Consider the following 12,101-nt stretch of genomic DNA (forward strand, 5'->3'; position numbering starts at 1 on the left):
CCAAACAGACAAAGTTGAAAAAACAAAATATAGATGAACAGTGAGAATCAAAATATAAAACAGGACGAAGATTTCCAACAAAGTAGAGTACACACGGAGAGCATTCCATTACCTTTAGGTATTCAAGGAAGTTCATATCTTGCTCTGATGAGTTTTCTTATTCTCATACCCTGCGTGGGGTGGCTAATACCACTTATATTATGGTTAATGGGAAAGGATCTATCTAAGCAAATTAACCAGCAAGGGAAATATATCACAAACTGGTATATCAGTTGGATTCTGTACGGTATTATTATAGGAGGAGTTTTTATCATTGCAACAGTAACAGCACTATCCAAAAGTATCACTTCTCCGAGTCCGATTCCTGATGCCGATAATATATTCCCATTTTTCTTTATATCTATTTTTACAGATATTATTGCTAATTTTCTGATAGGTCCCGGAGGTGTTTTTCTTATTCTCTCTATCGTTTCAGGACTTATCCTATTTATATCTCCCATTATCGGAGGAATTAAAGGACTGAATGGTCAAACCTGGAAATATCCACTGTCCATTCCATTTTTAAAATAATTTATTTACTTAAATATTTAATTTAGTTATGACTAAACAGAAGAAATTCATCACTTGTGATGGTAACCAAGCTGCAGCACATATCTCATATATGTTCTCTGAAGTAGCAGCTATCTATCCTATCACCCCTTCTTCGACTATGGCTGAGTACGTAGACGAATGGGCTGCCGCAGGACGCAAGAACATCTTCGGCGAAACAGTATTAGTACAAGAAATGCAATCAGAAGCCGGTGCAGCAGGAGCTCTTCACGGTTCATTACAAGCCGGTGCATTGACTACTACTTACACTGCTTCCCAAGGTCTTCTCCTGATGATACCTAACATGTATAAAATTGCTGGTGAATTCTTGCCTTGCGTATTCCACGTATCTGCACGTACATTAGCTTCTCATGCTTTGTGTATCTTCGGCGACCACCAAGACGTTATGTCTACTCGTCAAACAGGTTTTGCCATGTTGGCAGAAGGTTCTGTACAGGAAGTTATGGACTTGGCCGGTGTAGCTCACTTAGCTACTATTAAAACTCGTGTACCGTTCGTAAACTTCTTCGACGGATTCCGTACTTCTCACGAAATTCAAAAGATCGAAATGTTGGAAAACGAAGATCTTGCTCCGCTGGTAGACCAAGAGGCATTAGCTGAGTTCCGCGCCCGTGCACTCAATCCAATGAATCCGGTTGCACGTGGTATGGCTGAAAATCCTGACCATTTCTTCCAACATCGCGAATCATGCAATAACTTCTATGAAACAGTTCCGGCTGCTGTAGAAGAATATATGAATGAAATTTATAAGATCACAGGTCGCAAATATGGTTTGTTCGATTACTATGGAGCAGAAGATGCAGAACGCGTTATTATCGCAATGGGTTCTGTAACAGAAGCTGCCCGTGAAGCTATCGACTATCTGGTAGAAAATGGCGAAAAAGTAGGTATGGTTGCCGTACATTTGTATCGTCCATTCTCTGCTAAGCACTTCTTGGCTGCTGTACCTAAGACTGCTAAGACTATTGCAGTATTAGACCGTACCAAAGAACCGGGTGCTAACGGTGAACCTCTTTACCTTGACGTTAAAGACTGCTTCTATGGTGCAGAAAATGCTCCGGTTATTGTTGGTGGTCGTTATGGTCTGGGTTCAAAAGATACTACTCCTGCTCAGATTATCTCAGTATTTAAGAATTTGGCTATGCCAATGCCGAAGAATCAATTCACTATCGGTATAGTAGATGACGTAACATTCACTTCTCTTCCACAAGAAGAAGAAATTGCTTTGGGTGGAAAAGGTATGTTCGAAGCTAAATTCTACGGTTTGGGTGCTGACGGTACTGTAGGTGCGAATAAGAACTCTGTTAAGATTATCGGTGACAACACTGATAAACACTGTCAGGCTTATTTCTCTTACGACTCTAAGAAGTCAGGTGGTTTTACTTGTTCTCACTTACGTTTCGGTGATACCCCTATCCGTTCTACTTACTTGGTAAATACTCCTAACTTCGTTGCATGCCACGTACAGGCTTACCTGCATATGTATGATGTAACTCGTGGTTTGCGTAAGAACGGTTCTTTCTTGCTGAACACTATCTGGGAAGGTGAAGAACTAGCTAAAAATCTACCAAACAAGGTTAAGAAATATTTCGCTAAGAATAACATTTCTGTATATTACATCAACGCCACTCAGATTGCACAGGAGATTGGTTTAGGTAATCGTACCAACACTATTCTTCAATCAGCATTCTTCCGTATCACAGGAGTAATTCCTGTAGAACAGGCTGTTGAGCAAATGAAGAAATTTATCGTTAAGTCTTACGGTAAGAAGGGTGAAGATGTTGTTAATAAAAACTATGCAGCTGTCGATCGTGGTGGTGAATATAAACTGCTGACTGTTGATCCGGCTTGGGCTAACCTGTCAGATGAAGCAAAAGTTGAAAACAATGATCCTGCATTCATCAACGAAGTTGTTCGTCCTATCAATGCACAAGATGGTGACTTGTTGCCGGTATCTGCATTCAAAGGAATCGAAGATGGTACTTGGGTACAAGGAACTTCTCAATATGAGAAACGTGGTGTTGCAGCTTTCGTTCCTGAATGGAATGCAGAAAACTGTATCCAATGTAACAAATGTGCTTACGTTTGTCCTCACGCTTCTATCCGTCCGTTCGTACTCGATGCAGAAGAACAGAAGGGTGCTAATTTCACTCAATTGAAAGCTGTAGGTAAAGCATTTGATGGCATGACATTCCGCATTCAGGTAGACGTTCTCGACTGTCTGGGTTGTGGTAACTGTGCTGACATCTGTCCGGGTAATCCGAAGAAGGGTGGCAAGGCATTAGCTATGAAACATCTTGAAAGCCAATTGGCTGAAGTAGAAAACTGGGAATACTGTGCTAAGAACGTGAAGAGCAAACAACATCTGGTTGATATCAAAGCCAACGTGAAGAACTCTCAGTTCGCTACTCCGTTGTTTGAGTTCTCCGGTGCTTGCTCTGGTTGTGGTGAAACTCCGTATGTGAAACTGATTTCTCAGTTGTTTGGTGACCGTGAAATGGTTGCTAATGCTACCGGATGTTCTTCTATCTACTCTGGTTCAGTTCCTTCTACTCCATATACTAAGAACGAAAAGGGTCATGGTCCTGCTTGGGCTAACTCATTGTTCGAGGACTTCTGCGAATTCGGTTTGGGTATGGAATTGGCTAACGAAAAGATGCGTGCCCGTATCGCTAAATTATTCAATAATATTTTGGCAGCCGACAACGCTCCTGCTGAAGCAAAAGAAGTTCTGAAATCATGGATTGAAAATATGAACGATGCAGACAAGACTAAAGAGCTTGCACCTCAGATTGAAGCTATTATCGAACAAGGCATTGCAGCCGGTTGTCCGACTAGCAAAGAACTGAAAAGCTTGACTCAATATCTTGTAAAACGCAGTCAGTGGATCATCGGTGGTGACGGTGCTTCTTATGATATTGGTTACGGTGGTCTTGACCATGTAATTGCTTCCGGTAAGGATGTGAATATCCTTGTTTTGGATACTGAAGTTTATTCTAACACAGGTGGTCAGTCTTCTAAAGCTACTCCGGTGGGTGCTATTGCTAAGTTTGCTGCTTCAGGTAAGCGCATACGTAAGAAAGACCTCGGTCTGATGGCTACTACTTACGGTTATGTTTACGTTGCTCAGATTGCTATGGGTGCTGACCAAGCTCAGACTCTGAAAGCTATTCGTGAAGCTGAAGCATATCCAGGACCATCATTGATTATCGCTTATGCTCCTTGTATCAACCACGGTTTGAAAGCGGGTATGGGTAAGAGCCAAGAAGAAGAAGAAAAAGCTGTTGCATGTGGTTACTGGCACTTGTGGCGTTACAACCCAACTTTGGAAGCTGAAGGCAAGAATCCATTCCAACTCGACAGCAAAGAACCAAACTGGGCTGATTTCCAACCATTCTTGAAGAGCGAGGTTCGTTACTCTTCTGTAATGAAACAATATCCTGCTGAAGCAGACGAACTCTTCAAAGCTGCTGAAGATAATGCTAAGTGGCGTTACAACAGCTACAAACGTTTGTCTAAGGAAAATTGGGGTGCTGATATTGACTAATAAGTAATCATCCTATATAGTAAAAAGGTAGAAATCTTGAAAACAGATTTCTACCTTTTTTTGTTTATATGTTATAAAATCTACTGTCCTCCACCAATAAGGACAATAATAAAACGTCGAGATATGGTTGGATTTATTATCTGGATTGTCGGTATTATACTGACTATCAAAGCAGCAATAGAAATATGGAATCTAAATGCTGCCTTAGAAAAAAGAATTATAGCTATCGTATTAATTCTACTTACCAGTTGGCTGGGACTTCTTTTCTACTATTTCTACGGAAAAGAAAGAATGTCCGAATGGCTGAAATAAGTATTTTTTCATATCCACGCAACCATTGGGTCTGAAAGTAATACCTTCGCCCAATAGTAGTTGTTTTTGTTCCTCCCATCCGGGTACAAGCCTACCTGCTGCATTGACTACCCTGTGACAAGGAATAGATAAGTCTTGAGGTATCTGCTTCAATGCACGGCCAACCATACGAGAGCATTGAGGAAACCCCAGCAATGCAGCAATTTCGCCATAAGTGGATACTTTTCCTGCAGGAATTTCTTTTACTACTCCATACACATCCTTGCAAAAATCATCTGATAAACTAGTTTTATTTACTTTATAGTCTTTCATTAATGCACATCGTTATTTCTCTACATTTTTTCTATGACACATACCTTCTTTCCATGACTATTAACATTCACAACAGGATAATACATCAATTCGGCTTTTGCAGGATTAAGATGATACGTCCCTGTATAGCGAAGAAGTGATAGAAGCTTGAATCTGTGTGGATATCATCGGGGAATACTCTCTAAAGATCATAGTTTTCTCTGAAAACAATCACAATGTATTAATAAACTTTCGAAGATCTCGAACACTCATCTTTTTTATCCTTTTCTTTTCAAAAAGTCCGTAGGGCTTTCTCCAAACTGTTCTTTATAACACTTGGTAAAATACGAAGGTGAACTAAATCCTACCTCATAACCAATTTCTGCTACATTCATATCTGATGAAGCTAGTAAAGAGGCTGCTTTCTTCAAACGAGCAATGCGCAACAACTCATTTGGAGAATAGTTAGTCAGTGACTTAATCTTACGGTAAAGTTGCACTCGGCTCAATCCCATATCCTTACCTAAATCCTCAACATTGAGATTTGAGTTTCCCATCTTCTCTTCTATTAATGCTTTGAATCTTTCTACGAATCCCTTATCCAAATCGCAGACATCTTCTTTGGCCAGAGCTTGTCCATCACCAAAGAATTGTTTCAAACGACGATGAGAGTCTATCAAGTTTCGAACACGTGATAGTAGCACTTGTGAGCTGAAAGGTTTGGAAATATAAGAATCAGCTCCTCCATTATATCCCTGGATACGTTGTTCATCCAAAGAGCAAGCAGTCAATAACATAACAGGAATATGACAAGTCTGCAATTCACTTTTCAGACGGCGGCAACATTCTACTCCATCTATACCAGGCATCATCACGTCAGAGATAACAAGATCAGGTACGTATTTCATCGCCTTCCGTATTCCTTCCAAACCATTAACAGCTTCAATAACGGTATAATCTGCCTGAAGTAGTCCATGAACATACGAACGAATATCCTCATTATCATCAATAATCAAAACTGAAGGTTTGGATGAATCATATTCCTTTTCCAGTTCTTCTTCCTCATTTGCTGTTGTTTCATTATAAATATGGTTCACAAGAGGAATAACTGTATTTTTACGGGAATTATCATCATTATTCAAAGAAGAAACAGATATCTTTGCCGGTAAATCAACGGTAAAGATTGTTCCCTGTTTTTCATCACTTTCCACAGTAATGGTTCCTCCATGCAACTCGACGAAAGCCTTTACCAGTGCCAAGCCAATACCCGAACCCGCATGATGCATATCTATCTTATAAAAACGATCGAAAATATTCCGGATATGCTCGGCAGAGATTAATGAACCTGTATTGGCAACTGTACAACGTAACCATTTCTGTTCTTCATTTTCGAATACAGATAACCGTACTGTTACTTTTCCATTGTCAGGAGTAAACTTAAAAGCATTGGATAGTAGGTTAAAATAGACTCGTTCCAACTTTTCCACATCTACCAGTGCATGATAATCGACATCTGGGATACTATCAAAAGAAAAATGAATATGTTTCTTACGGGCTGCCGCGTGAAATGATTCATTCCAACTTTCAAAACAGGAAAGAATATCTACTGAAACGGGAATATATTCCATCTTTCCGTTCTCAAACTTACGAAAATCTAAAATCTGATTAACCAAACGAAGAAGGATATTCACATTACGTTGTACCAACATCAACATTCGATGCTGATCGGGATTCAAAGACCGATCGGCAAGCAAATGTTCTACCGGATCGGCAATAAGAGTCAATGGAGTACGAAAATCATGAGAAATATTTGTAAAAAAAACAAGTTTAGCGTGGGTAGCTTCCTCCAATTGATGAGACAATTGAATTAACTGGTCACGTTGCTCCTCCAGCTTATCACGCTGCTCTTCCAATTTTTTCTTTTGTGCAGACAGCTCTTTATTCAAACGGTTTTTATAACGAAGTGATTTATAAACAACAATTAATAGTCCCCCTACAAGCAAGAGAAACAATAGACTGCCATATAAAATAGTCTGTTGTGTAGCCACACGCGAAAGGTAATTACTAATACGCCCGTTGAGTGTTTCTATTTTCAGATCAAGGTCTGATATATGGGTAGTTTGAAGCTGCATGATCCGGGCATTAGTATGATCGACTACTGCCGTATTCATCGCAGTTTCTTTGGGATATGGATTCTTTTGAAGGATATCCATTGCTAATTGCATCACTTTATCTCCATTGGTAGGATAAATAAAAGTTGCATCAAGTACACTGTCAAGCACCATTTCCAATCCATTCCCTTCACCCGGTAACGCATCAATCCCTACAAAAATCATTTCTTTTTCCCTTCCGACTTTCTTGGCAGCTTCATAGGCTCCCGGAGCAATACGATCATTATGAGCAAATACAGCATCAATTTTAGGATGAAGAAGGAGCATACTATCCATCTCAATCTCAGCAGGTCCCCTCTCCCACGCTGCATCTGCCTCGTCAATTAGTTTTATATCCGGATAATGACCAATGGCAGCAATAAATCCTTCGTGTCGTTCTATAGCCGGAGTAGACCCCCAAAGTCCAGTCAGTTCTACTATATTTCCTTTTCCATCAAGACGGGAAGCAATATAATTTCCAACGGCACGACCTATTTCATAATTATCTGCACCAATATATGCCGTATATTTATCAGAAAGAATCTTCCGATCGACCATTATAACAGGAATTCCTTTATTATAGGCTTCTTCCACAACCGGAGTCATCGGAGCAGCTTCGTTGGCAGACACTATTAGCAAATCGACTCCATTATCAACAAAGTACCGGACATCTTCTGCCTGTTTGCGGTTATCATCATTAGCCGAACGGATTTCTACAGATACACCGTCATAAAACATTGCTTCACGGAGTATCTCATCATTCATTTTATGTCGCCAGGAATCATCGCTACATTGTGCTACACCTATACGAAAACGAGGAGTATCTTGTGTACAGGATGCTACTAGAACAAGACAAAATAAAACTAATATCCAATGAAAATGCCTCATAGTATCGTGTTTTTCTCTACTAATTGTTTCTTCTACCATACAATCCCAACCTTGTAAATCGATATCGGGATAAAGATAGCAGTTTTCTCTTAAAAGTCAATAAGAGAGACCAATTATCTTATTGATTTTAATCGCTGCAATATATAAGAAATTTATAGTTGTAACTTCAAATTATATAAGTCTAATTAACTATAACTGAAAGATTACAATAGTTTTCTCTTTGCAGGTGGTTCATACAGAATTTTCACACAAAGAAAACATCTTATCGAAGCAAGAGAATAGCCTATATTACACTGTATGTATTCTCTTATATGAAATACTTTGCATCATTTCGCTATAACATAACTACTAGCTTAATAAGGTGCAAACATTTTGTTTCAAAGTATGAAGATTATCATTCCGGTCTTGTATGTTTGACTATCATTAAAACAATAAAACCTCCCAAAGCAAACAAGTTCACTTCAAGAGGTCTATATCTTTAAAACTATAAAATATATTTATCCGGGGAAAATTATAGTAACTTGTCTTTCAAAACAGAAGGTAATTCCGGCATGGCACCACTTTGCGTACAAACATAAGCAGAAACTTCAACTGCCAACCGATGAGCTTCGGGTATTGATTTACCTCTCAATATAGAAGCACAAAAAGCAGCAGTAAACGAATCTCCTGCACCAACTGTATCGGCAACAGGAACTTTAGGAGTCTCTTGGAAAGAAACAACTCCCGGAGTAAACACATAACTACCATTCGTGCCACAAGTCAGAATTAACATTTTCAGGTTGTATTTAGCCAACAGAATCCAGCATTTATCCTGTAAGTCAATACCCGGATATCCAAACATACGACTGATAGTGACCAGTTCTTCATCATTAATCTTCAGAATATTACAGCGTTGGAATGATTCGCTCAAAACTTCCTTTGTATAAAAATTCTGCCGAAGATTAATATCGAATATTTTCAGTTGTCCTTCCATATCGGACATTGTGTCGAGAAAACGATTGATAGTGGTACGACTCACTTCATTACGTTGTGCTAGAGAACCAAAACAAACGGCACGTGTATTCAATGCCAAACGTTTAAGCTCATCTGTAAAAGGAATATTGTCCCATGCAACTCCTTCTTTGATCTCATAGCAAGGTACGCCCTCACCATCAAGTGTTACTTGTACCGTACCGGTAGGATAGTCCACACATTCAATCTGATGTTTCAGATTCTTTTCTTTGAATACTTTCAGAATCTCATCCCCCAATGCATCCTTGCCTACTGCACTTACTACACGACTATCAAATCCAAACTGCGACACATGATAGGCAAAGTTTGCCGGAGCACCACCTATTTTTTTGCCTTCGGGCAATACATCCCAGAGGGCTTCACCCATACCTACTATTATATTATTCATAATCAACAGAGTTTATTTTTCTTCAAATATAAAATTATTTTCTAATACGAAAAGTAAAAAACAGCAAATAAAGTACTCCAATTGTCATTACTGCAACTGCCCCATTCTGTCCTACTGCATCAGAAGCTACTCCCATTGCCAACGGAAAAACTGTTCCTCCGAAAAGTCCCATAATCATCAGACCTGAAACCTCATTTTTCTTGCCCGGCAAATAAAGTAATGCCTGTGAGAAAATAACCGGGAACACATTAGAGTTGCCGAAACCAATCAGACCTATACAAGCATAGATCATTAATTTATCTTGGAATATAAACAGCCCTGTCATGGCAACAAGCATCAAAATAATGCTGACACCAAAGAAAGATTGAGGAGCCATCTTACGTAAAAAGAAAGAACCCAGCAAACAACCTGCTGTACGGAAGATAAAATAGAGACTTGTAGCAAAACCCGCGTCTTCCAAAGTCATGCCAAGCCGTTCCATCAATATCTTAGGAGCTGTCGTATTGGCACCGACATCAATACCTACATGACACATGATGCCAATAAAGCAAATCAAAATAAAAGGCTTTCCAAGTAAAGCCAGACATTGTCCAAAAGTTGAAGGCTTGCCTTCTTCTTTTTCTTCCTCAATTTGTGTAGCGTTAAGCAAGAGAACAGCAATAACTGCAATAATCATATAAATAGGGAATAGTACGCGCCATCCCAAACCAAAAGATGGAATAACCTGAGTCGCTCCCCACATAGCAATGTACGGTGCCAAGAAAGAAGCAATTGCTTTCACAAACTGACCGAAAGTAAGGCTGCTTGCCAGACGGTCACCCCGTACTATATTAGAAAGAAGCGGGTTCAAAGAAGTCTGCATCAGAGCATTTCCAATACCTAACAAAGAAAAAGAAATTAGCATCAACATATAGCCGTCACCAAAAATCGGTAAAAGCAAAGAGACAAAAGTAACTACCAAACTTAATAATACCGTTTTTCTTTGACCGATACGGCTCATCAACATACCCGTAGGTACTGAGAAAATCAGAAACCAAAAGAATACTAGTGAGGGGAAGATATTAGCTTGTGCATCGGTTAAGCCCAAATCCTGTTTTACATAATTAGAGGCAATCCCTACCAGATCTACAAATCCCATAGCGAAGAAACAAAGCATCACAGGAATAAGCTTGGAAAGAGAAGAGTTTTTTGTATTTTCCATTGTTTTATCTTATTAGTTTAAAAAATCAGCTATATACTTTATATGTTTTTTAATCAATCTCCTTTTGTTTTGCACCCTACATACTCTACTACAATCGTCGCAACCTCTCTTCACAGTTCCCTCCGTTATGGTAAATCAACGACATCTTAATCATAACAGAATTATAACTTGAATAAGATTCATTTTCATGGAATTGTTATATAAATAGAGAGATTGTATTAAATGTTTTGTTGGTTAGTTATTTTCACTTGGCAAAGTTAGCGAAAACTAGCTTTACTAAATGAAATATTTGTTTCATTCTCTGTTACATTTGATACCTAACGATATTTTTCTGTAAACCTAGAGCCTAATTTCCATTGCTAATTTTACTGTAGAAGGATAGATATAACAGTCTTTCAGTCAAGTTCCGTTATATTTATCCGTATCTATCTTTACCACAAATTCTATATCTGGGATATAACCTTCAGCTCCAATCTGACCGAAGAATTTAATCACCGTTCCGCTTAAAGAAAAAACACTTAACCATGCAACATTTTTCATAAATAAAATTTATATATCCTTCTAGAAATAATATCTTTGTGCATTCCAAAATAAGAAAAAGGCATTCTATTGATAGATAATTCTAAAGAACGAATCAAAAAATGATCCAACCAATAAATGACATGAAAACAATATCCAACTCTCAAATCAGCATTAAAGTATCTCCGCTTGGAGCGGAACTTTGCAGTATTTTTGCCAACGGAAAGGAGTATTTATGGCAAGCGGACCCTGCATTTTGGAAACGTCACTCTCCTGTACTTTTCCCCATTGTAGGAAGCTTATGGGAAAATGAATATCGCATTGAAGGAACTGCTTATACTCTTACTCAACATGGGTTTGCGCGCGACATGACGTTTACGCTCATTTCCGAAGAAGCAGATGAACTTCGTTACCGCCTCATCAGCAATACAGAAACTTTGGCAAAATATCCATACCCTTTCTGTCTGGAAATAGGCTATCGCCTTCACAATAAGCAAATCGAAGTAATGTGGGAAGTGAAGAATACCGGAGAAAAAGAGATGTTCTTTCAAATTGGTGCGCATCCTGCTTTTTATTGGCCGGATTTTGAAGAAACGACTCAAGAGCGAGGATATTTCGGATTTGATAAAAAAGATAATTTTAAATATATCCTAATTTCAGAAAAAGGATGTGCCGATCCTTCCACTGAGTACACAATGGCATTGTCGGACGAACTATTACCATTAGATACTCATACATTCGATAAGGATGCATTAATCATAGAAAACAGTCAGATAAAAACTGTTACATTATATAATAGGAAGAAAAAAGCCTGTCTCAGTCTTCACTTTACAGCACCGGTAGTAGGATTGTGGTCACCTCCGGAAAAGAATGCTCCGTTTATATGCATTGAACCTTGGTATGGAAGGTGCGATTGGGCACACTATACAGGAGAATATAAGGATAAAGATTGGATGCAACATCTACAAGCGGGTGAAACCTTCAAAGGAGGATACACAATAGAAATTAATGAATAACAACAGAGCGATCCATTAAAATAAAAGGGCTGTTTAGGAATCATTACCCAACAGTCCTTTTACTAACTAATCTATATCTATAAACCCTAACCTAGAAACAGCAACAAAGATAACGACTACCATTATCTATTACTATAAATGTTGTTTCAAAGTATACTAATCTTGATAC

At 38.7% G+C, this 12,101-nt stretch carries 9 protein-coding genes; 4 read left to right on the forward strand and 5 right to left on the reverse strand.

The window, feature by feature from the left end; all coding sequences use genetic code 11:
• Window positions 1-33 precede the first annotated feature (33 nt).
• From PHO71_RS15170 to PHO71_RS15180, 3 genes are all read left to right on the forward strand, one after another.
• Window positions 34-570 (forward strand): DUF4870 domain-containing protein, encoded by a 537-nt coding sequence (locus PHO71_RS15170; protein ID WP_300204926.1) that lies wholly within the window; start codon window positions 34-36, stop codon window positions 568-570.
• A gap of 28 nt (window positions 571-598) precedes the next feature.
• Complete coding sequence (gene nifJ, locus PHO71_RS15175; protein ID WP_300204928.1) at window positions 599-4,156, forward strand: pyruvate:ferredoxin (flavodoxin) oxidoreductase; 3,558 nt, start codon at window positions 599-601, stop codon at window positions 4,154-4,156.
• A gap of 123 nt (window positions 4,157-4,279) precedes the next feature.
• Window positions 4,280-4,468, forward strand: a complete 189-nt coding sequence (locus PHO71_RS15180) for a hypothetical protein (RefSeq protein WP_300204930.1) — start codon at window positions 4,280-4,282, stop codon at window positions 4,466-4,468.
• Here the strand turns inward: PHO71_RS15180 and PHO71_RS15185 are convergent.
• The 5 genes from PHO71_RS15185 to PHO71_RS15205 all read right to left on the reverse strand — a co-directional run bounded on the left by PHO71_RS15185 (window position 4,394) and on the right by PHO71_RS15205 (window position 10,937).
• Window positions 4,394-4,780: an MGMT family protein gene (locus PHO71_RS15185; protein WP_300204932.1), complete on the reverse strand. Its 387-nt coding sequence runs from the start codon at window positions 4,778-4,780 to the stop codon at window positions 4,394-4,396. The two genes, PHO71_RS15180 and PHO71_RS15185, sit on opposite strands and share 75 nt — an antisense overlap.
• A 257-nt stretch (window positions 4,781-5,037) precedes the next feature.
• Window positions 5,038-7,797, reverse strand: coding sequence for a substrate-binding domain-containing protein (locus PHO71_RS15190; RefSeq protein WP_367279905.1), 2,760 nt, complete (start codon window positions 7,795-7,797; stop codon window positions 5,038-5,040).
• Window positions 7,798-8,308: 511 nt separating this feature from the next.
• Complete coding sequence (locus PHO71_RS15195; RefSeq protein WP_300204936.1) at window positions 8,309-9,196, reverse strand: carbohydrate kinase; 888 nt, start codon at window positions 9,194-9,196, stop codon at window positions 8,309-8,311.
• A 34-nt stretch (window positions 9,197-9,230) separates the two neighbouring features.
• A complete protein-coding gene (locus PHO71_RS15200) occupies window positions 9,231-10,397 on the reverse strand; it encodes an MFS transporter (protein WP_300204938.1) in 1,167 nt (388 codons plus the stop codon).
• A gap of 399 nt (window positions 10,398-10,796) precedes the next feature.
• On the reverse strand, window positions 10,797-10,937 hold the full coding sequence (locus PHO71_RS15205) for a hypothetical protein (RefSeq protein ID WP_300204940.1): 141 nt from the start codon (window positions 10,935-10,937) through the stop codon (window positions 10,797-10,799).
• Window positions 10,938-11,059: 122 nt separating this feature from the next.
• On the opposite strand from PHO71_RS15205, the gene PHO71_RS15210 reads away from it, so the two are divergent.
• On the forward strand, window positions 11,060-11,932 hold the full coding sequence (locus PHO71_RS15210; RefSeq protein WP_300204942.1) for an aldose 1-epimerase family protein: 873 nt from the start codon (window positions 11,060-11,062) through the stop codon (window positions 11,930-11,932).
• Window positions 11,933-12,101: the final 169 nt, after the last annotated feature.

Source organism: Bacteroides sp. (genome assembly GCF_028690125.1).
Classification (GTDB): domain Bacteria; phylum Bacteroidota; class Bacteroidia; order Bacteroidales; family Bacteroidaceae; genus Bacteroides.